Origin of the sequence: Rhizobium sp. BIGb0125, from assembly GCF_024810055.1 — a bacterium.
Lineage (GTDB): Bacteria > Pseudomonadota > Alphaproteobacteria > Rhizobiales > Rhizobiaceae > Agrobacterium.
In genome coordinates this window covers 128987-150326 of the sequence record NZ_JANUDV010000005.1, presented here as the reverse complement: position 1 = coordinate 150326, position 21340 = coordinate 128987, and the positions used below count along the sequence as shown (strand labels likewise).

Sequence of the window (21340 nt, the reverse complement as noted above, 5' to 3'; positions counted from 1 at the left end):
CGGTTATTGCTCAAAGCAAATAGAAAGTCCGGAGTAAGACAAGGTCATGGATAACGCACAGACCGGCGAGGAAAAACCCAAGAAGTCGCCTCTTGTCATGACGATAGCAAGCGTTGCAATCCTGACGCTGGTTGGCGCCGGTGGGGGCTGGTTCCTGGGTGGCTTCATCGCGCCGAAAATCGGCAAGGTCGTGGAAGAACATGCTGCGGCGGCGGCCCATGAAGGCGGCAAAGAAGAGACCGGACTTCCAAAGATCGATCCCAAGGTAAACGGTATTCTGCAGCTTGATCCGGTCACGGCAAATCTTGCCTATCCTTCGACCAACTGGATCCGGCTTGAAGTCGCGTTGATGTTCAACGGGGAACCGGACGTGAAAATGGCTGAAGATATCCATCAGGATCTGATGGCCTATCTGCGCACCGTTTCACTCCAGCAGCTCGAAGGGCCACGTGGCTTTCAATATCTACGGGATGACGTACAGGAACGTGTTGACCTGCGTTCGGAAGGGCGAGTATCGAAGGTTATGTTCCGAACCTTTGTGATCGAATGATTCGATTTTTTTTGACCATTGCTGTCCTCTTGGTTTTGCCGGGCCTTGCTAACGCCCAGCAATTGCCGACTGATTTGCTGAATACGCAGATCGACGGTTCCGTCGCAGCATGGATCATCAGAACATTCGGCCTGTTGACGGTTCTGTCCGTCGCACCGGGCATCCTGATCATGGTCACGAGCTTTCCCCGCTTCGTGATCGCGTTCTCCATCCTGCGTTCCGGCATGGGATTGGCAACAACACCTTCCAACATGATCCTTGTCAGCATGGCGATGTTCATGACGTTCTACGTCATGTCGCCGACCTTTGACCGTGCGTGGACAGAAGGCGTGCAGCCCTTGCTGCAAAACCAGCTGACCGAACAGGAAGCTGTGGTGAAGATTGCCGAACCCTTCCGCACATTCATGACAGCCAATACCCGCGACAAGGATTTGAAACTGTTCGTGGATATCGCCCGTGAGCGCGGGCAGGAAGTCATGGCCGAAAACCTGATCGATTACCGCGTTCTGGTGCCAGCCTTCATGCTTTCGGAAATCAGACGCGGTTTTGAAATCGGCTTTCTGATTATCGTGCCGTTTCTGGTGATCGATATTATCGTGGCGACGATTACCATGGCCATGGGTATGATGATGTTGCCGCCGACATCGATCTCCCTGCCATTCAAGATATTATTTTTCGTTCTGATTGATGGCTGGAACCTGCTTGTCGGCAGTCTGATACGATCGTTTTCTTGAAAACGTTCCAGAAAAAGCTGTAACAATCTGGTCTGAGTGGAAACACATCTGGATTGATGCTGCCAAGCGGCGTCGAACAGCATATTTTGATGAAGTCATTACCCGGACAACCAGCAAACGGCGAGTTTGATTGCGATGCAGCCCAAAGACCTTGAAGAGCCAGCCGATACAGCAAAGGTGAGAGGTTCAGGCACGCAGACGGTTTACAGCACGTTGCGCAATGAAATTCTCTCCATGGCCCTGCCACCGGGCAGTCCGCTGGATGAGGTCCGTCTGTCCGAACGTTTTGGAATGTCACGTACACCGGTGCGCGAAGCCTTGTTGCGCCTGGCGGCTGATGGTCTGGTGACCACGCTTCCCAACCGCAACACCATTGTGTCAACGATTGATTTCGCCTCCCTGCCGACTTACTTCGATGCGCTGACCTTGATGTACCGCGTCACCACCCGGCAGGCAGCAAAACATCCCAATGCTGAAGGCATGAAGACCATTCTGGATTACCAGAAACAGTTTGCCGAAGCCGTGGACGCCAGGAATGCCTACGCGATGATCGAGGCAAACCGTGAATTCCACGTGGCAATTGCAGCGCTCGGCGGCAATGCCTATTACACCGCGTTTTTTGCCAGGCTGCTGGATGAAGGCCGCCGGATACTGCGGCTTTATTATTCGACATTTGATGACCGCTTGCCGCGCCAATATGTTGATGAGCACGAAGAAATGATTGCAGCTATTGCCGCCGGTGATGTTGAAAAGGCCGATGAACTGGCGATTGCCCATGCCGCACAGATTGTCCGTCAGATACAGGAATACGTCGCCCGTGATATGAATAACGCGGTCGAAATTCAGGGTATCTGATCTTTCACGAGGGGGAAGATTGCCTCCTGTATCAATTGGCCGTGAGCTCTTGCATCTTTTTGGTTGTGTTGCGTTTTATGCGGCAACTGATTTCTGTTTTACGCATTGTCAGACTGAATAATTTTTAATTCACTTGATAGGGGGCAACCCTGATGCCGACATCACTGAAGCCGCGCACCCTTTCAGGTGCTATTGTCGAAAAAATACGCCAGGGAATTCTGGCAGGGCAATATCCCGCCGGAAGCCAGTTACGGCAGGATGCGCTTGCGGACGCCTATGGCGTAAGCCGAATTCCGGTGCGTGAGGCGCTTTTTCAGCTCGAAGCAGAAGGATTGGTTCGCATTGTGCCACAAAAGGGCGCAGTGGTGTCGGAACTCTCCGTCGCGGAAATCAATGATGTTTTTGAACTGCGGGCGTTGCTGGAACCTAGGCTATTGCTGAGTTCGGCTCCACAATTGGATCAACAGGATTTCATCACTCTCGATAAGATCCACGAAGCTTTCATGACGGCAACTGCCAATGGTGACGTACAACAATATGGCCAGTTGAATGCTCAACTGCATATGGCACTTTACCGTCGCTCCAATTTGCCCAAAAGCCGACAAATCGTCACCTCACTGCTGCAAACAAGTGAGCGCTATACCACCTTGCAACTGTCAAATCCTGAAGCGATGAGCCGCGCCATGCGTGAGCACCGGGACATGATAAACCTTTGTCGCAGCAGGGAATTTGACAAGGCGGCACATTTCTTGCGCGGGCATATCGAGACGGTGCGCGAAGATCTGCTGACGGTGATTGATAGATATGAGACGGCAGAAACACCTGCGCAATAGCTTTTGTAAAGCTCCAAATGACGTGACGTTCTAACATTGTTTTGAGGGGAAAAACCCACCCAACCACTTTGCTCGGCAGATAGAAGGTATGATTTTCGGCTTGTTCGTGGCACTAACACACGGATGAGGAGAACCAGATGATCGTCGGAATCATAGCAAGCATTGTGTTGGCAGGTTTTGCCTTCGTATTCCCGCAGAGAATGAAACTTGTCCTGACGGCCTTGGTAATCGTCTGGGTGGCAAGTGCGGCAATGATTTATTGGGAAACTGTGAAAGCCAGCGAGCGCCTGACGAGGATTGTCGCGACGGCGGCAATCGATCCCACCTGTACCGATCCGAAATTACCACTGCGGATCACGTTCAAGAACGACAATTCTTCCGCCATCCTGAAACTAGGTTATACACTTGAAGGCTTCGAGCCGGCATTCCGTGCCTCAGTCGCCTATGATGGTTATCAGAGCAGCAATGTCAGAATAGCGGCAGGTGAAAGTTACAGTGCATGCCGTGCATTCCGTATGCGCGGTAGCGAAAGCGCGTCACCAGCAAGTCTCAACTGGGTTGTGACGGTAAACTCCGCCGAGTTTGAATGACATCATGTTTTCAGGGTAGTTACAGCGCTGGATGAACCATGAAAAAAGCCGCGCTTTTGGCGCGGCTTTCTTTTTGTGAGCATTGCTCCGTTTATTAACGGAAGAGCTGAAGAATGTTTTCCGAGTTGCTGTTTGCAATCGACAGCGACTGGATGCCGAGCTGCTGCTGTGTCTGCAGAGCCTTCAGGCGGGTAGATTCTTCGTTCATGTCAGCGTCAACCAGACGACCGATACCGCTTTCGATGGACTCGTTGAGCTTGGCAACGAACTCTTCCTGCAAGTCGATACGCATGGAGATCGAACCGAGGTCAGCAGCAGCGCTTGTCATCTGCTTCAGAGCGGTTTCAACCATTGTGAGTGCGTCGGACAGATAGTCGGTAGATGTGTTGGTAACGTCCAGCGTGAAGACAGATGCAGTGCCTGCACCCACTGTGCCAATGTTACCAAGAATACCGGTCGAAGTGACGATGCCACCAACTGTGTTGGTGCCGAACAGAACGTTTGCAGTGCCAGATGTGCTGGAGTCCAGAACGTATTCGGTGTGCTTGACGGTAACATTGTTGTTGCTGTCACGGACGAAGCCGGAAACAACAGACTGCGTGCCGGAGCCAATGACCCAGTTCTCGCCGCTGAAGGAAGCAGCTTCTGCAATCGACTTCAGCTGGTCCTGCAGCTGGTCAATCTCTTCCTGCACCTTCTTGGTGTCGACAGAGTTTTCCTGCGCGGTAACGAGCTTCTTCTTGATTTCCTTAACAACGTCGATGGCGGATTCCATCGCGGTGTAAGCGGTGTCAACCTTGGCGGCGCCCAGACCGAGTGCGTCGGAAACGGCGTCCAGAGCCATGTTGTCAGAACGCATGGTGGTCGCGATCGACCAGTAAGCAGCGTTGTCGGATGCTTCACCAACGCGCAGGCCGGACGAAACGCGGCCCTGGGTTGTTTCCATGTTGGAATTGATGTTGCGAAGGGTCTGCAGCGCAGACATGGCTGCGATGTTTGTCAAAATGCTGGTCATTGGAAGTTGCCCCTTGAATTGGCTGATTTAAGGAAGGGACATTCCGGTATCACCGGTGAACGACAGACAGCGTCATGCTTGCTAACATATTAATAATTATGGTTAACTTGTCGTTTCGTTGACGCTAGAAAACACCAATATGGTTAAAGAAAACCTAACTGCGAGAAAATTTGTTTAAAACGAAAAAAAGCCGCCCCTTGCGGAGCGGCCTTCTTTCAAGAGTTGCAGTACGATCAGCCTTCGTACGCCGCTCTTTTTTTCTATTAACGGAACAGCGACAGAATGTTCTGCGAGTCCGAGTTTGCAATCGACAGCGACTGGATAGCCAGCTGCTGCTGTGTCTGCAGAGCCTTCAGGCGAGTGGACTCTTCGTTCATGTCAGCGTCAACCAGACGGCCGATACCGCTTTCGAGCGAGTCGCTCAGCTTGGAGATGAAGTCTTCCTGGAGATCGATACGCATGGAGATCGAACCGAGTTCAGCACCGGCGCTTGTCATTGCAGTCAGAGCAGTTTCAACAGCGCTCAGAGCCTGATCAAGGTAGCCAGTCGAGGTGTTGGTAACGTCCAGTTCGATAACCGAGATGCCGAGCGAACCGCTGGTTGCGCCGAGAATACCTGCTGTCGTGACCAGAGCGCCGGCAGTGTTGGTGCCGAACAGAACGTTGGCGTCGGTGCCGCTGTCCTTCATGACGTAGTCGGTCTTCTTGACAGTTACGTTGCCGCTGCTGTCACGAACGAAGCCGGAAACAACCGATTCAGTGCGTGCGCCAGCGATCAGGTTCTTGCCGGAGAAGGAAGCAGATTCTGCAATCGACTTCAGCTGATCCTGCAGCTGATCGATTTCTTCCTGAACCTTCTTGCCGTCAACGGAACCTTCCTGGGCCGTAACGATCTTCTTCTTGATTTCTTTAACGACTTCGATAGCGGATTCCATACCGGAGTAAGCGGTATCAACCTTGGCGGCGCCAAGACCGATAGCATCCTCAACGGCAGAAAGAGCACCGTTGTCAGAACGCATGGTTGTTGCGATCGACCAGTAAGCGGCGTTGTCGGAAGCCTGTGAGACGCGCTGACCCGTAGAAATGTTGTTCTGCGTGTTCTCGAGGTTGCTGTTGATAGAGCGCAGAGTCTGCAGTGCGGACATTGCGGAAACGTTAGTCAGAATGCTTGCCATAGTAGAATTGTCCCTTTGATACGAAATACTAGTTGGGGGACATACCGGACTTAAATATTCACCGGTTCACAGCAGTTATACATCATGCTACTCGGTCGTTCTATTTACTCAGAAGAACCAAACCTGCTGTGTGTGGAAGTAATTTGGCAGTCAAAACTTGCTGAGTTATTAAAATTTGAGTCAAATGCCGGTCACTCAATCTTTATGGTTATCAAAGGGTAAACAGTTAATCACACCCGCCACAGGCAAGCTTCATGGTGGAAACTGGAAGGAATCGCCCGTCTATTTACGAAGCATCGCTTCATCGGAGTCCTGAACGTGAATATCAATTCAAGTTTTCTCACTGCAAACCAAGAGTACCAGAAAGGCAACTACATCGGTGCCTTGCATGTTCTGAACGGATTGCTGGACACAAGACAGGACACCAGAACTTACGCGCTGCTGGGCCGGACATTCCTGAAGCTTGATATGAAGGAAGAGGCTGCCTCCGCTTTCGCGCTTGCTGGCAATGCTGGCGGTACCGACGCCGAAAGGCATCTGCACAATGCCATGATGCTGCATTACGAATGCGGCAATGAGGATGAAGCGCTCGTTATCGCCAAGAAATTCCTTCACAAGGCTCACAAGGATGCCGACGTGGCGTTTGTCATGGCGTCCATCTTTATCAAGCGCGGCCAAAAGGACATTCTGGGCGCCTTGAGAAAGCCTCTGATCGAAAGCGCAAAACCAAATCATCTTGCCGTTGCGCTGCATCTGCTGGCCGACGCGCCTCATGATGAAGATAACTTCAAAACCATCCGCCGCACGCTGAAACTCTTCCCGGACAATCAGGGTGTGCGCCTGCTGCATCTCATTCACTCGCGTGAGTTCTGCGAATTCGAATCCATGCGCAAGCATCAGCCAATTCTGGACGCCGAAGTTGCCGGTGGTAACCTCGATATCATCCGTGCGGGCAGCCCGTTCTATAGCCTTATGTGGTGTGGCGATGAAAAGCTGAACCAGATTGCCGCCATGGCGACCCGTGCTTACGAGCCGGGTACACCAGAGCGCCGTCGTGCGCGGCCACATGACTGGTCGAATGAAAAGATCCGCGTTGGTTACCTGTCCTACGACCTGTGGGATGCACACGCGACAATGAAGCTGTTGGGCAATGTTCTCGAGCGTCACGACCGTGACCGTTTTGAAATCACCCTGTTCTGCTACACACCGGAAGAACACCTCAGCTTCAACAAGTTCGATCGCAGCCTGTGGGGCAATGTGGTTCGTATCGTTGATATGACGGATGAAGAAGCCGCAAACACCATTCGCGCCCACAACATTGATATCCTCGTTGACCTCAAGGGCCACACCAAGGGTAACCGTACCCAGATCATGAATCACGAGACTGCCCCGGTTCATGTGTCCTGGCTCGGCTTTCCTGGTACATCGATCAATCTGGATATCGACTACATCATCGGTGACAGGTTTGTGCTTCCGGAATATTCCAAGCCTTACTTCTACGAAAAATTCTGCCGTCTGCCCGAAACCTATCAGCCGAACGATCCAGTTCATCGCCCTGCGCCGCGTGGTGCAACGCGCAAGGACTTCGGTCTGCCGGAAGATGCCTTCATTTTCGCGTCGTTCAATGCCAACCGCAAGATCACCGCAGAATATATCGAAATCTGGGGTACGATCCTAGAGCGCTGCAAAAACAGCCTGCTCTGGATCATGGTGGACAATGAACGCGCCCGTACCAACATCCTCAAGGAAATGGACAGCCGCGGCATCAGTGCCAAACGCGTGCTGTTCTCTCCAAAGGTGAGCTACGAAGAGCATCTTGACCGTCTGAACCTCGCCGATGTCGGTCTCGATACATTCCCGGTTAACGGTCATACCACAACCTCGGAACAGCTGTGGGCTGGCCTGCCGGTTCTGACACGTGTCGGCACCAACTTTGCCTCGCGCGTCAGTGAAAGCCTGCTGCATGCAATCGGCCTTCCGGAACTGGTTGCGCAGGACGATGCCGAATATCTTGAGAAGGCAATTGCTCTCTACGAAAACCGCGCGAAGGCCGCTGAATACAAACAGCGCCTCACGGACAACCGTTTTGTAGCACCGTTGTTCGATGCCGAGCGTTTCTGCCAGCATCTGGAACGCGCTTACGAAATGATGGTCGAAGAAGCCAAGGCAGGTCGTGCACCTGAGCACTTTGACGTACCGGCATTCCCGGCACGCGAAGGCAACTTCGCGCCGCCAGCCAAGATCTGACACGATCAGAGACAGAAAACAAAAACTGCCGGGTTTTCCCGGCAGTTTTTTTATGTCCAGAGATCAGAAAAAATCGCCATAAAAAAGGGCCTGTGAAAATCACAGGCCCCTGGTTTTAAGTATCATGCGTCCGGCGTCGCCTCAAAGGGATTGCCGGATGCGAAATGCGGAACGACGACGGTATCATAAGCTTTGAGAGCGGCACCGATTGCCTGATGCATGTCGAGGTAACGATAAGTGCCAAGACGTCCACCGAAATGGATGTTCTTTTCAGCTGCTGCACGTTGTTTGTAGCGCAGGAACAGTTCCTTATCGCCTCGGGTGTCGATTGGGTAATAAGGCTCGTCCTGACGCTGCGCAAAACGAGAATATTCCCGCACGATCACGGTTTTTTCATTCTGGTATTGCCGCTCCGGATTGAAGTGGCGAAACTCCAGGATACGGGTATAGGGCACGGCTTCGTCTGCATAGTTCATGACGGCGGTGCCCTGAAAATCACCGGTGGCAAGCGTTTCCTGTTCGAAGTCGATTGTCCGCCAGCCCAGTTCACCTTCGCTGTAATCGAAGTAGCGGTCGATCGGTCCGGTATAGATGATGGGGATGCCAGCCGGCAGCGAACTCTTCACTTCAAAAAAGTCGGTGTTCAGCAACAGCTGGATGCGCGGATTATCAAGCATTCGTTCGAAAATCGCGGTGTAACCGTCTTTCGGCAAACCTTCGTAGGGGTCGTTGAAATAACGGTTGTCGAAGTTGTAGCGGACCGGCAGGCGGGTGATGATGCTGGCAGGAAGATCCCTCGGGTTGGTCTGCCATTGCTTGGCGGTATAACCCTTGATGAAGGCGTCATAGAGCGGACGACCAATCAGCGAGATTGCCTTTTCTTCCAGATTTTCAGGGACGCGGTCGCCCAGTTCGGCAGCTTGCGAACTTACCAGCGCCCGTGCTTCCGCCGGCGACATGCGTTTGCCGAAAAACTGGCAGATCGTGCCGAGGTTGATCGGCATCGCATAGACCTGATCCTGATAGCTGGAATAGACCCGGTGGCGGTAATCGGTGAAAGAGGTGAAACGGTTGAGGTAGTTCCACACGGTTGCATTCGGCGTATGGAAAAGATGCGCCCCGTATTTATGCACTTCGATACCGGTTTCCTGATCGAACTCGCTATAAGCATTGCCGCCGATGTGGCTTCGACGGTCGATAATCAGAACATTTTTGCCAAGCTCGTTGCTCACCCTCTCGGCAATTGTTGCGCCGTAAAATCCGGCACCTACAATGATGAGATCGACATTCTGAAAATCATGCATGGTTTCTGCTTGTCCGTATCAAAAGGTCATTCGGGTGTGCTCAATGCAGCCGAAAAAATCCCGTTTAGCTGCTCTACACGTGGCATGCCGAGCTTTTCTCAGGCTTGCGAGGCGCAGCCCATATCTCGAATGAAAAAGCCCCACCCACCTTTAATCGGGTGGGCGGGGCTTAAAGTTCTAAGTTCCAGAGCTTTTGTCAGGCTTTGAAGCCGTACTGAATGGCGTGATAGGCGGACACAACAGCTGCAATCTGTCCGGCATCCAGCGCATCGATCTGCGATGTGGTGATCGCTTTGAGCTGGTCGGTCGACAGGCTGGAAATATCGCCGGTCGACAGGCCAGCCAGCGCAGCCGTGCTGATGGCGGCAATATCGGCAGTCGAGAAGGTGGCAATATCCGCAGTCTTCAGCGCGGCAATCTGCGCAGCGCTCAATCCAGCCACCTGTTCCGGCGTCAATGCCTCAACCTGTGTGGTGTTCAATGTACCGATCTGTGCCGTTGTTAGGCCGATAATCGCCTTGGGGCTGATGGCCATGATCTGCTCGGTCGAGAACTGGGCAATGTTCGCCGTACCCAGAGCCGCGACTTGAATGGCATTCAACGCTGCAATCTGGCCAGTCTTCAAGGCGCTGATTTGGGCCGAGGTGACCGATGTCAGTTGCAGGTAGCTCAATGCCGCCATCTGCGCCGTGGTCAAAGCCGCGACATGTTCGTTCGACAGCGTTGCTATTGTCGCTGACGACAGGCCGGAGATCGCCGACGCACTGATCGCCGCAATGTCCCCCGTTGAAAGCACTGCAAAATCTTCGCTGGACAGAGCGGCAACTTGCGATGCTGTCAGTGCAGAAATCTGCGCCGACGACAGCACATCGATCTGGGCGGTGGACAGTGCCACAATCTGCGCTGGTGTCAGGCCGGAAATGGCACTGCTGCTTAGCGAGGCAACCTGCTCATTGGAGAGTGAGGCAATCGTTGCTGTCGAAAGACCGGCAATTGCGCTTGCACTGATCGCTGCCATATCGGCTGTCGAAAAGGTTGCCAGCTTTTCTTTTGAAATGGCGCCCATCTGCGAGGCGGTTAGCGAAGCGATCTGCGACGAGGACAGGGCAGAGACCTGATCGGATGACAAGGCGGAAATATTTGAAGATGTCAGTCCGGCGATGGCATTCGGATTGATCGCTGCAATATCCGCCGTCGAGAAGGCTGCCAGATGTTCGCTTGTCAGCGCCTTGACCTGTGTCGAGGTCAGCGCGTTGATCTGCGCTGAGGACAGGGCGTCGATTTGCTCACTGCTGAGAATGGAGACCTGCGAAGAGCTGAGCGCCGCAATCTGTGCGGTTGTCAGCGCCGCGATTTGGTCGTGTTTCAGTGTCGCCGTATTGGCGGTTGAAATTCCCGGCAGTGCGGCCGCGCTGATCGCTGCAATATCTTCTGTCGAGAAGGTTGCCAGTGCCTCGCTTGATAGGGCGCCAAGCTGCGTTGAGCCCATGGCCGCGACCTGAGTTGGGGTCAGTGCTTCTGCCTGCGCGGTGGTCAGCGCTGCAATTTGCGCTGTGGTCAGGCCCGGAATGGCGCCGGTGCCCAGAGCCACAATCTGATCGGTCGACAGTGTCGCGATATTCGCTGTCGACAGTGCCTTGATCTGCGTTGAGCTCAAGGCGCCAAGTTGCGCGGAGGACAATGTGCCGATCTGGCTGCTGGTCAACGCGGCAATCTGTGCTGAGCTCATGGCTGAGATCTGCGCAGATGTCAGTGCCGCAATCTGTTCACTTGAGAGAGCCGCGACATTGGCGGTCGACAGGCCGGGAAGGGCTGTTGTGCTGATCGAGGCAATATCGGCAGTCGAGAATGTGACGATATCATCCGTAGACAGTGAGTTGATCTGTGCCGAACTCAGCACAGCCACGACGGTCGAGGTCAGCGCCTCGGCCTGTGCGGTAGACAGTGACGCAATCTGGGTTGTGGTCAGACCCGGAATGGCCGCCGCATTCAAGGCGGCAATCTGCCCCGTCGTCAACACGGAGATGCCTTCAGTTGAAAGCGCCTTGATCTGGGTCGAGGTCAGGGCACCGATCTGCGCTGAAGACAGGGTTGCCAGCTGGCCGGTGGTCAGGGCGCCGACCTGTGTCGAGGTCATCGCCGCGACCTGTGCGGTGATCAGCGCTGCAATCTGGTCGTTGGACAATGACGCAAGATTTGCCGTCGAAAGTCCTGGAATTGCAGAGGCGTTGATGGCGGCAATGTCATCAGTCGAAAATACCGCCAGCTTCTCCTTCGACAATGCACCCAGTTGTGTCGAGGCAAGGGCTGCCACCTGCGCAGAGCTCAGCGCTTCGGCCTGAACAATCGAAAGGGCAGCAATCTGCGCCGTAGTCAGACCGGGTATCGCCTTGGTGTTCAAAGCTGCTATCTGGTCAGCCGACAGAGCGCTGATGCTCTCGTTGGTCAGAACCTTCACTTGCGCTGATCCGAGCGCGTTGACTTGTGCGGTCGACAGGGCAGAGACCTGACTTGCAGACAATGCGGTGATCTGTGCAGAGCTGAGCGCACCAATCTGTGCACTTGTCAGAGCCGACAACTGGTCGCCACTCAGCTTCGCGATATGGGTGGTGGAAAGACCGGCAATGGCGCTGGCATTGATGGCGGCAATATCCTCTGTGGAGAAGGTTGCCAGCTTTTCCGTGCTAAGCGCTGCCAGCTGTGCGGAACCCAGCGCTGCGACCTGTGAAGATACCAGAGCCTCAGCCTGTTCGCTCGACAGGGCGGTAATCTGACCGGTCGTGAGGCCTGGAATTGCCTTGGCGTTCAACGCTGCAATCTGGTCCGGGCTCAGCGCCGCAATGCTATCCGTCGACAGTGCCTTGATCTGCGTGGAGTTCAACGCGTTGATTTGTACCGTGGTCAGGGCCGAAAGCTGGCCGGTCGACAAGGCAGAAATTTGTGTTGAACCCAGTGCGGCGATCTGTGCGCTGGTCAACGCCGAGACATGTTCATCGCTCAACGATGCGATGTTGGATGTCGGAATGCCTGCAATGGCACCGGTGTTGATGGCTGCAATGTCCTCGGTCGAGAATGTTGCCAGCTTTTCTTTCGACAACACTGCCAGCTGTGTCGAGCTCAATGCTGCAACCTGCGCAGATGTCAGGGCTTCCGCCTGATTGGTCGACAGGGCGGCAATATGCGCTGTTGTCAGGCCAGCAATCGCCTTGGTGTTCAGAGCCTCGATTTGTTGCGTCGTCAGGGCGACAATCCGGTCATTTGGCAAAACAGCAACCTGCGCCGAGGTCAGTGCCGATATCTGGCTGGTCGACAGCGAATTGAACTGCCCGGTGGTCAGAGCGGTAATCTGGTTGATTTTCAGTGCTGCAATTTGCGCAGTGGTCAAAACTGCGACCTGATCGGCACTCAGGGCTGCAATATTGGCAGTCGACAGGCCAGCCAATGCCGACGAGCCAATAGCAGCAATATCTGCCGTTGAGAATGTTGCGAGATCCTCAGGCGTCAGTATCGAGATCTGTGTCGAGCTAAGAGCTGCCACCTGAAGCGCCGTCAACGCTTCGACCTGGGCGGTCGACAGCGTATCAATCTGTGCCGTTGAAAGGCCAGCAACCGTCTTGGTGTTAAGCGCTGCAATCTGATCGGTCGACAGGGCCGCAATCATGCTGTTCGACCAGTTTGCGATCTGGGTCGAGCTTAATGCGTTGATCTGGGTGGTGGCGAGAGCAGCAATCTGCTCCGAAGACAGTGCGGTAATCTGTGCAGAATTAAGTGCGGCAATCTGTGTGGTCTTGAGTGCGGCAATCTGCTCAGAGCTGAGTGCAGCCATATTGGCCGACGACAGACCGGTAAGGCCGGATGCGCTGATGGCGGCAATGTCAGCGGTCGAGAAGGTCGCCAGATCTTCACTGGAAAGTGCGGCGATCTGTGTCGATGTCATGGCGCCAACAAGCGCCGATGTCAGGGCCTCAGCCTGGGCTGTGGACAGTGACGCGACCTGCTGCGAGCTCAAACCGGAGATGGCTTTGGTGTTGAGTGCGGCAATCTGGTCTGTCGACAGAACCGTGATTTTTTCGGTTGCCAATGCGGCCAGTTGGGCGGAGCCGAGCGCGTTGATCTGTGCGGTGCCCAACGCAAAAAGCTGCGTGGAGGACAGCGCGGTCATTTGCGCGGAGCTCAAGCCCGGAAGTGCCTTGGTGCTCAAGGCTGCAATCTGGTCCGTCGACAGCGTGGTGACGGCCTCTGTGGAGAGCGCCTTGACCTGTGTCGAGGAGAAGGCCGCGACCTGTGAAGACGATAGGGCTGCGAGCTGGCCCGTGGTCAGCGCGGCCATCTGTTTTGTATTGAGGGCTGCAACCTGACTGGTCTTGAGGGCGGCGATCTGTTCCGAGCTGAGTGCGGTAAGACTGTCGGTGGAAATACCTGACACGGCTGAGGTGGTGAGCGCGGCGATTTCGGCCGGGGTAAAAGTCGCGAGATATTCGCCCGGCAGGACGGCAACCTGCGCGGAGGTCAGGCTTGCCACCTGCGACGACGTCAGCGCTTCCGCCTGAATGGCCGACAATGCTGCAATCTGTGTCGATGTCAGTCCTGCAATGGCTTTTACATTCAACGCGGCAACCTGTTCGGCAGTCAGTGCCGCCACACTTTCCGTCGACAAGGCTTTACTCTGTGTCGATGTCAACGCGGCAATTTGCGTCGTCGAAAATGCTTCGACCTGATCTGATGTCAGCGCGGTGATCTGTCCGGAGGTCAGCGCTGCAATCTGCGTTGCCTTGAGTGCGCTCAGATGTTCCTGCCGCAAGCTGGCAACCGCAGACGTCGACAGGCCAGCAATTGCGGCTGTGCTGAGGGCCGCAATTTCGGCTGTTGTAAAGGTGGCCAGATATTCGCCGGTCAGGGCGCCAGCCTGTGCAGCCGTCAGGGCGGCAATCTGCGTCGAGTTCAACGCCGCAGCCTGAGCCGTCGACAGTGTCTGGATTTGAGCGGTCGACAGGCCGACAATAGCCTTGGCAGAAAGAGCAAGGATCTGATCGGCATCCAGTGCTGCTATGCTTTCCGTTGTCAGTGCGCGCACCTGTGCGGAACTCAATGCTGCAATCTGCGCGGTCGACAGCGCATCGATCTGATGTGATGTCAGGGCTGCGATCTGCAATGTTTTCAGGGCAGCAATCTGTGTAGTCTTCAAGGCTTCGGTATGAGCCGTGCTCAACGACGCCAAGGCTTCGGTCGAAAGACCCGAGATGGCAGATGTACTGAGAGCTGCAATTTCAGCTGTTGTGAATTTCGACAGATATTCGCCCGTCAGCGCAACTGTCTGCGTGCTGGTCAGTGCGGCAATCTGCGCCGAATTCAAGGCTTCAACCTGGGCAGTCGACAGTGCCTTGATCTGCAAAGACGTCAGGCCAGGAATTGCCTTTGTTGCGAGTGCAGCCACCTGATCGGTCGACAAAGCTGAGAGGGTCTCGGTGGTAATTGCCTTGACCTGTGCAGCGGTCAGCGCGGCCACCTGGGCAGAGGTCAATGCATGAAGCTGTGCGGAGCTTAGAGCTGCAACCTGCGCGGTTGTCAGTGCCGCGACCTGCAGCGTTGTCATGGCAGCCGTCTGGGCTGTCGATAGCGCATGCAACTGGTCAGTCGTAAAGCCCGGTGTTGCCTTGTTGCTGAGCGCGGCCAGCTGGTCGGTCGAAAGAGCCGCCACACTTTCCGTCGACAGCGCGCGGACCTGCGTGGAGGTCAGAGCGGCAATCTGTGTCGAGGATAGGGCTGACATCTGGCTTGAGGTCAGTGCGCCAATCTGTGCGGCGCTCAGCGCCGTCACTTGTGTCTTTTTCAGTGCCGCCAGCTGGGCGGTTGTCAGGGCCGCAATATTTGCTGTGGAAAGACCGAGAATGGCAGCGGTGCTGATTGCCGCAATATCGGCCGTCGAGAAGGTGGCCAGATCTTCCTTGGACAGCGCGGCGATCTGCGCGGAGCTGAGCCCTGCGACCTGCGCCGAGGTCAGCGCCTCTGCCTGCGTTGTCGAAAACGCAGCAATCTGGTCGGTCGTCAGGCCTGCAATGGTCTTGACGTTTAGCGCCGCAACCTGCTCGGCGGAAAGAGCCTTCACATTGTCGGTGGAGAGAACCTTGATTTGTGCAGAACTGAATGCGGCGACCTGTGTGGTCGAAAGGGCTGAAAGCTGGACTGAACTTAAGGCGGCGATCTGCGTGGTCTTGAGCGCCGCAATCTGGTTGGTCTTGAGGGCAGCAACCTGCTCGGAGCTCAAAGCGGCAATATTGGCGGTTGAAAGGCTGGCAAGCGCCGATGTGCTGAGAGCGGCAATTTCCGCCGGTGTAAATGTGGCAATATCTTCACTCGACAGGCTGGCAACCTGGAGCGCCGTCAAGGCGGCAATCTGTGTGGAGGTCAGGGCGCTGATCTGGATCGAATCTAGCCCGACGATCTGTTGGGTGTTAAGTGCCGCGACCTGTGCAGTAACGAGACTTTCGATCTTGTCTGACGACAGGATAGCCAACTGGTCCAGCGTCAATCCAACAATGGCAGAGGGAGAAATCGCCTTGACCTGGGTTGTCGAAAACGCTGCCAGGTCCTCGGTCTCCAGCGCAGCAATCTGCGTGGAGGAAAGAGCCTTGATCTGTGTCGTCGACAGGGCGGCAATATCGTCTGTTTTTAGCGCCGCAATATCGGCAGTCGAGAGCAACTTGATCTGGCTGACGGTCAGTGAAGAAATATTCGAAATCATAAACGAAGCCTTTTGATGTATCTCACCGCTTGACGTGCTGCTTTGCAGGCCTTCGAAAGGAAAACGTCAGAATAGTAACTGCCATTTTCGTGAGTTTCGGGCTGGCAATATCATCTGCCGCCTGTTCAGCCTGAAAATGCATGCGATTTGATACCTGCACACTGCCGCGATTTATGCTGAAACATGCTTGCCTGAGGCTGATCTGAGGCGATTGATAAAACCCACGGTTTTATTATTCACAGGGGCTGATAGACGGCGGCATGGGACACTGGCCGGTTGCCGCATTGCGACAACCGCAGAAGGTGTTTGAAAAGGAGGACATCCGTCGTTATTTCGTCTGTAGCCACAAACGGCAATCATGGGCAACCGGGCTGTAGTTGTCGCGTGTTGCCAGTTTTTCGAGGTAGCGATTCCTGAGGCTTTCGTCGTCCTCGAATTCCACATGCTGAGCCACGATTTCGCTGCCAATCTCATAATAGAGATCGAGATTTGTTAGGTCCGGAACCGGTGTCTCACCGCGCTCGCCTGCAACCTGCATCTGCCAGTACAATTCCTCAAGCCGTGCGGCCAGTGCAGGCATGTCGCGCAGTGTGCTTGTTTCGCGCTGTTCCTGCAGTGATGTTTGGACTGCTGCCAGGCTTTGGGGATCCTGCGCAAAGGCAATGGCGCGCGCCACGTAGTCGTCGGGAGATGCGCATGCCAGTTCTGGAATGCCCGCTGCGCTGATAATGCTTGTGCAGAAACGCGAGGCAAAGGTTTTACCCGGCATGGTCAAGACCGGGAGGCCCATGGTGATGGCGTCGGCGGCGGTGGAATGTGCGCCGTAAGGGAACGTATCCAGAAAAAGGTCGGCAAGACCGATCCGGGCAAGATGATCAGGATTGGCAGCTTTCGGTGCATAGATCAGACGCTGCGGGTCCACACCCTGCTGCTCTGCCAATTGGCGCAGGCGCTGATTGACGGGCTCGTCTCCGGCCAGCAACCACAATACACTTCCCGGTGTGGCTTTGAGAATGGCCATCCATCTGCCGAAGCAGTTTTCGGTGATTTTCTGCATGCCGTTGAATGAAGCGTAGACAAAGGCATCCTGCGGCAGGCCGGTGGACGCGCGGTCCGGACGTTGTGCGATAACGCGCTTGCGGTCTACCGGCTGATTGCAGGCAATGCGCAGAACCTTCTCGGTGTAATAGATTTCACTCGATGGAGGCACGGTGTGTTCATCACCGATGATGTAGTTGTGGAACGGGCTGCCCATCGTGCCGGGATAACCGCAGAAATTGACGATAACCGGTGCCGGACGATATGCAAAAATCTTCGTTCTGGCGTTTTTGGTGTAGCCGTTCACATCGATGAGAATATCGATATCGTCGTTGTAGATGATCCGCGCTGCGTCAACATCGGCAATGGCTGTGATGTCGCGCCAGTTGTCGGTTGCTGCCTTGATACGGTTTTGGGTGGCATCAAGCGGGCGGTCGTCGCCGGAATAGTAGGCGAAGATTTCGACACTGTCCTTGTTGTGAAGTTCCAGCACTTCACACAGCGCAAAACCGACGGCATGTTCCCGCAAATCCGACGATACGTAACCGATCCGCAAACGCTGCCCGGTACCGGTTTTCTGCTTTACCTGTTTGCGAACAAAACCACTGGTATCGGGGCGTCCGACAAGTGACTTGTGATAACGGTAGGCCTTGGCCAGCTGGAATAGCGGATCATCGGAATAACAACCCAGTGTCAGCGGAGACATGGAATCAATCAGCCGGTCGACAGGCACATGTTCCGATGGCGTCAGGATCGGCCATTTGCACTGGCGCTGACGCAGCGATGACCAGTGTTGACCGGCTTCGGTCCGTTCTGGCTTCAATTCCATTGCCTGCCACAAGGTGGTTTCTGCATCTTCCAGCAGACCGGCCCCTTCCATCACGCGGCCAATATGTTGCAGGCACATCAGGCGATGATTGATCCGTTCAGGGGTGATGTCGTTGGTGGCTTCGGTAAAGGTTCGCCACTGTTCAATCGCCTGACGGGCAAGGCCGGAATCTTCCAGCGCACGGCCCAGATTGATGTGGGCTGCGCCGAATTGCGGATTGAAATTGACGCTGGCGCGCAATGACTGCACAGCGCCGGCAATATCGCCCATCTGGCTCTGCGTGACCGAATAGTTGAAGTAGGCAAGATGAAGCAGCGGGTTTTTGTCGTTAAAGGCAACCCATGTCTTGTAGAAATCACCGGCAGCACCGTGATGACCGGCGGCATTCAACGCTTCGGTAATCTGAAACAGTTCGAGCAGTGAAAGCTGCCCATGGCGTGCCTTGTGCAAAGCACCTGTGAGAGCTGCTGCGCCATCGGATGCAAGAGCTGGATCGTTGGACATGAGTACTCCACAACAGGCAAGCAGACTGAAAGTGCTTGAATTTGGTAACAGGTCGTCAGCGTTCCCTAATTTGTCTAGCTTGCGTTGGACTGGACAGGTTGCCGGAAGACGCGCAGGGAAAGGCGTGCCGTTTACACGAGCTCGGGCCAACGTTAAAAAAACGCATGATCAATATCCGGCCTTATACAGCATTGGACCTGCAGGCGTGCCTGCGTCTGTTCGACGGCAATGTGCCGAAGTTTTTCGACCCATCCGAGCGCAAGGCTTTTGCAACTTTCCTGCAGGATCTCTCACTGAGGACTGCTTTTCTGGCAATCGAAAACGACGGCGTGATCATCGCCTGCGGTGGCCATGTAATGGAAGATGAAGGCCAAACCGCTGGCCTCTGCTGGGGCATGGTCGATCAATCAATGCATGGCCAAGGACTTGGCCGGTTGCTGACGGACGCACGTTTACAGGCCATCCGCAAACAGCCATCTGTCCAGCGCGTTCGCCTCGATACCAGCCAGCACACTCACGCTTTTTATTCGCGGTTTGGTTTTTCCGTTGAAAAGGTCGAGAAGGACGGTTACGGCCCCGGTCTCGACCGTCATGATATGGTGCTTTTATTGTGAAAACTGGTTCGGCCTGGGTTTTACATTCGCGCGAGGCAGGGTCAGAGCGAGCACCGTGCCGAGTAAGGCAAAGCCACCGGTCAATGCAGCAACGGCAGACCAGCCGCCATGCTGCCAGAACCAGCCTGCGGCAGAACCGGTAACACTGGCGCCGAGATAATAAAACAGCAGGTAAAGTGATGCCGCATGTCCCTTATGGCGGCCTGCGACCGGACCAACCGCACCGCTCGCCACCGAATGGCCGATAAAATAGCCGGTTGCGACAAGCGCAATGCCTGCTGATATGATGACGAGCGACGTTGAAACGGTCAGCAACACTCCGACCAGCATGATCGCGAAACCGGCAAGCAACAATGGTTTGCGGCCGAACTTATCCGCAAGGCCACCGGCCACCGAGGATGAGACTATCCCGAGCGCGAAGGCAAGAAAGATCAGGCTGACCTGCGACTGGCTGAGTGCATAGGGCGTGCCGGAAAGACGAAAGGTCGTGTAGTTGAACAAGGCGCTGAAGATACTGGTGAGCGTGAAGCCAAGTGCGTAGACCCTAAGCAACCGTCCATTACGCAAGTGCATGCCCCAGGCCTCGATATGAAAGCGTGGATTAAAGCCTGGCTGCCGCACGAAGTTTCGTGATGGCGGTAACAACTTCAGAAAGGCAATCGCAGCGGCAAGACACAAAGCCCCGAGAACAATCATGGCGATGTGCCAGGAGGCATAATCGGTCACCAGGCCCATTCCGACACGGCCCATCATTGCCCCGAAGGCGGTACCGCCAATGTAAAGGCCCATTGCCTTGCCAAGATGGGCAGGATCAATTTCTTCTGCCAACCATGCCATGGCAACGGCAGGTACGCCACCCAACACCACACCTTCCAATGCGCGCGCCACAAGTAGCCAGTGCCAGCTGGGAACCAGTCCGGCCACGATGTTAAGCAATGCGGCCAGCGACATGGAAACGAACATCAGGCCGCGTCGTCCAAGCGCCTGCGAAAATGCGCCAGCCAGCACGATTGAAACGGCCAGCAGTCCTGTGGTCAAAGACAGGGCCAGCGAACTTTGAGCCGGACTGACACCGAATGAACGCGCGAATTCTGGCAACAACGGTTGCACACAGTAGATCAGCGAAAAACTCGCAAAACCGAGGAAAAACAGCGCGTATCCGGCGTTGCGATAGTCTCGCGTTCCGCGCCGGATCCATGCGGGCGGAATTTTCTGAATTTCAACTGGTGGATTTCTTGGAGATAGGTCGGTTCCAACATCCAGTTGGAGTGCAGAAGCTTGAGACATGACATGCAACTTTCTTTGTTGCCGGCATTGTCCGACTTTACCCGTCATGTGTCCAATATATGGAAATGGCGTTTGTGATATGTTATGTAAATACCATGGAGCTTCGTCACATCCGCTATTTTTTGGCCGTCGCCGAGGAAGGAAACTTTACCCGCGCCGCTGCCAAGTTGGGCATAGGCCAGCCACCGCTCAGTATCCAGATCAGGGATTTGGAAGCTGAAGTCGGCACTCAGTTGTTCCATCGTCTGTCGCACGGTGCCGAACTGACCGAGGCGGGCCAGGCTTTTTGGGACGCGGTGCATACAATGCCGGCGCAGGCAAACACCGCTATTCGTGCAGCGCAGCGGGCATCCCGAGGGGAAACCGGACGGTTGCGGCTTGGATTTACCGGCACAGCGGCGCTTAGCCCCATCGTTTCGGCAACCATTCGTGCCTTTCATCGCAACTATCCCGAGGTGGAGTTGACGCTTGAGGAGGCCAATTCTGTGGCGCTGACCGCAGGCCTTATAGAAGGCAGGCTCGATGCCGCCATTCTGCGACCCAACAGTGAAGATCCGCCAGAGATTCGCGAATATCTGCTGAAACGTGAGCCGCTGGTCGCGGTTTTGCCGGTCGCGCATCCGGCGGTTACGGCGGGTTCCGATGTTGAACTGGCATCACTGTACACAATACCGCTGATTGTTACACCACGCGAAATCGGCGTCAGCCTGCATGAGGCAGCCATCGCCGCCTGCCGTAGCGCCGGGTTTGAACCGCTGCTCGGACAGTTTGCGCCTCAGATTGCTTCTATCCTGTCTCTGGTTTCCGCTGAGTTGGGTTTTTCGCTTGTCCCGGCTTCCATGGCGCAGTTCAATGTCGTGGGCGTGGCATTCCTGACGCTGCGCAACGAACAGCCAACCGTCGATCTTGCGGTCGCGCATCTCAAGACACGGCCATCGCAATCGGCCCTGAATTTCACAAGGGTGGCGCGTAGCCTCAAATCGGGAGACGGAGAAGGTCTGTCATAGAGCTTTCAGAAAACCA

General features: G+C 55.0%; 14 protein-coding genes. 8 read left to right on the top strand and 6 right to left on the bottom strand.

The window, feature by feature from the left end:
• The first annotated feature begins 46 nt into the window (after positions 1-46).
• The 5 genes from M2418_RS15090 (at position 47) to M2418_RS15070 (ending at position 3562) form a co-directional block, all read left to right on the top strand.
• On the top strand, positions 47-550 hold the full coding sequence (locus tag M2418_RS15090) for a flagellar basal body-associated FliL family protein (protein ID WP_259147625.1): 504 nt from the start codon (positions 47-49) through the stop codon (positions 548-550).
• Positions 547-1284, top strand: a complete 738-nt coding sequence (fliP, locus tag M2418_RS15085) for a flagellar type III secretion system pore protein FliP (protein WP_259147622.1) — start codon at positions 547-549, stop codon at positions 1282-1284. Before M2418_RS15090 ends, fliP begins: the two co-directional genes overlap by 4 nt.
• Positions 1285-1419: 135 nt before the next feature.
• Positions 1420-2139 (top strand): GntR family transcriptional regulator, encoded by a 720-nt coding sequence (locus tag M2418_RS15080; RefSeq protein WP_250983521.1) that lies wholly within the window; start codon positions 1420-1422, stop codon positions 2137-2139.
• Positions 2140-2291: 152 nt separating this feature from the next.
• A complete protein-coding gene (locus M2418_RS15075; protein ID WP_259147619.1) occupies positions 2292-2972 on the top strand; it encodes a GntR family transcriptional regulator in 681 nt (226 codons plus the stop codon).
• Positions 2973-3109: 137 nt separating this feature from the next.
• The gene (locus tag M2418_RS15070) at positions 3110-3562 is read left to right on the top strand and encodes a hypothetical protein (protein WP_250983523.1); all 453 of its coding nucleotides are present in this window, start codon (positions 3110-3112) and stop codon (positions 3560-3562) included.
• Positions 3563-3656: 94 nt separating this feature from the next.
• Here M2418_RS15070 and M2418_RS15065 read toward each other — a convergent pair whose 3' ends face one another.
• Together M2418_RS15065 and M2418_RS15060 are read right to left on the bottom strand one after the other, a co-directional pair.
• Positions 3657-4577, bottom strand: a complete 921-nt coding sequence (locus tag M2418_RS15065; protein ID WP_250983524.1) for a flagellin — start codon at positions 4575-4577, stop codon at positions 3657-3659.
• 263 nt (positions 4578-4840) lie between these two features.
• Positions 4841-5752, bottom strand: coding sequence for a flagellin (locus M2418_RS15060; RefSeq protein WP_192486938.1), 912 nt, complete (start codon positions 5750-5752; stop codon positions 4841-4843).
• 318 nt (positions 5753-6070) lie between these two features.
• On the opposite strand from M2418_RS15060, the gene M2418_RS15055 reads away from it, so the two are divergent.
• Positions 6071-7999: a glycosyl transferase gene (locus tag M2418_RS15055; protein ID WP_259147616.1), complete on the top strand. Its 1929-nt coding sequence runs from the start codon at positions 6071-6073 to the stop codon at positions 7997-7999.
• Between the two features lie 122 nt (positions 8000-8121).
• Here the strand turns inward: M2418_RS15055 and glf are convergent, their stop codons facing one another.
• The 3 genes from glf to M2418_RS15040 all read right to left on the bottom strand — a co-directional run bounded on the left by glf (position 8122) and on the right by M2418_RS15040 (position 18416).
• Positions 8122-9303, bottom strand: a complete 1182-nt coding sequence (gene glf, locus M2418_RS15050; protein ID WP_259147614.1) for a UDP-galactopyranose mutase — start codon at positions 9301-9303, stop codon at positions 8122-8124.
• 196 nt (positions 9304-9499) lie between these two features.
• The gene (locus M2418_RS15045) at positions 9500-16045 is read right to left on the bottom strand and encodes a hypothetical protein (RefSeq protein WP_259147611.1); all 6546 of its coding nucleotides are present in this window, start codon (positions 16043-16045) and stop codon (positions 9500-9502) included.
• 328 nt (positions 16046-16373) lie between these two features.
• Positions 16374-18416: a glycosyl transferase gene (locus M2418_RS15040; protein ID WP_259147609.1), complete on the bottom strand. Its 2043-nt coding sequence runs from the start codon at positions 18414-18416 to the stop codon at positions 16374-16376.
• A gap of 164 nt (positions 18417-18580) precedes the next feature.
• Here M2418_RS15040 and M2418_RS15035 point away from each other — a divergent pair, with 164 nt between their 5' ends.
• The gene (locus M2418_RS15035; protein ID WP_259147606.1) at positions 18581-19030 is read left to right on the top strand and encodes a GNAT family N-acetyltransferase; all 450 of its coding nucleotides are present in this window, start codon (positions 18581-18583) and stop codon (positions 19028-19030) included.
• Here M2418_RS15035 and M2418_RS15030 read toward each other — a convergent pair.
• Positions 19022-20317: an MFS transporter gene (locus M2418_RS15030; RefSeq protein WP_259147605.1), complete on the bottom strand. Its 1296-nt coding sequence runs from the start codon at positions 20315-20317 to the stop codon at positions 19022-19024. The genes M2418_RS15035 and M2418_RS15030 overlap by 9 nt on opposite strands.
• A gap of 95 nt (positions 20318-20412) precedes the next feature.
• Here M2418_RS15030 and M2418_RS15025 point away from each other — a divergent pair, with 95 nt between their 5' ends.
• Positions 20413-21324 (top strand): LysR substrate-binding domain-containing protein, encoded by a 912-nt coding sequence (locus tag M2418_RS15025; RefSeq protein ID WP_259147603.1) that lies wholly within the window; start codon positions 20413-20415, stop codon positions 21322-21324.
• Positions 21325-21340: the final 16 nt, after the last annotated feature.

Excerpts from the sequence above, each read along its gene's own strand:
- M2418_RS15035 (WP_259147606.1), top strand. The coding sequence starts at position 18,581 with ATGATCAATATCCGGCCTTATACAGCATTGGACCTGCAGGCGTGCCTG.
- glf (WP_259147614.1), bottom strand. The coding sequence starts at position 9,303 with ATGCATGATTTTCAGAATGTCGATCTCATCATTGTAGGTGCCGGATTT.
- M2418_RS15065 (WP_250983524.1), bottom strand. The coding sequence starts at position 4,577 with ATGACCAGCATTTTGACAAACATCGCAGCCATGTCTGCGCTGCAGACC.
- M2418_RS15025 (WP_259147603.1), top strand. The coding sequence starts at position 20,413 with ATGGAGCTTCGTCACATCCGCTATTTTTTGGCCGTCGCCGAGGAAGGA.
- M2418_RS15075 (WP_259147619.1), top strand. The coding sequence starts at position 2,292 with ATGCCGACATCACTGAAGCCGCGCACCCTTTCAGGTGCTATTGTCGAA.
- M2418_RS15040 (WP_259147609.1), bottom strand. The coding sequence starts at position 18,416 with ATGTCCAACGATCCAGCTCTTGCATCCGATGGCGCAGCAGCTCTCACA.
- M2418_RS15080 (WP_250983521.1), top strand. The coding sequence starts at position 1,420 with ATGCAGCCCAAAGACCTTGAAGAGCCAGCCGATACAGCAAAGGTGAGA.
- M2418_RS15090 (WP_259147625.1), top strand. The coding sequence starts at position 47 with ATGGATAACGCACAGACCGGCGAGGAAAAACCCAAGAAGTCGCCTCTT.
- fliP (WP_259147622.1), top strand. The coding sequence starts at position 547 with ATGATTCGATTTTTTTTGACCATTGCTGTCCTCTTGGTTTTGCCGGGC.
- M2418_RS15045 (WP_259147611.1), bottom strand. The coding sequence starts at position 16,045 with ATGATTTCGAATATTTCTTCACTGACCGTCAGCCAGATCAAGTTGCTC.
- M2418_RS15030 (WP_259147605.1), bottom strand. The coding sequence starts at position 20,317 with ATGTCTCAAGCTTCTGCACTCCAACTGGATGTTGGAACCGACCTATCT.
- M2418_RS15070 (WP_250983523.1), top strand. The coding sequence starts at position 3,110 with ATGATCGTCGGAATCATAGCAAGCATTGTGTTGGCAGGTTTTGCCTTC.
- M2418_RS15060 (WP_192486938.1), bottom strand. The coding sequence starts at position 5,752 with ATGGCAAGCATTCTGACTAACGTTTCCGCAATGTCCGCACTGCAGACT.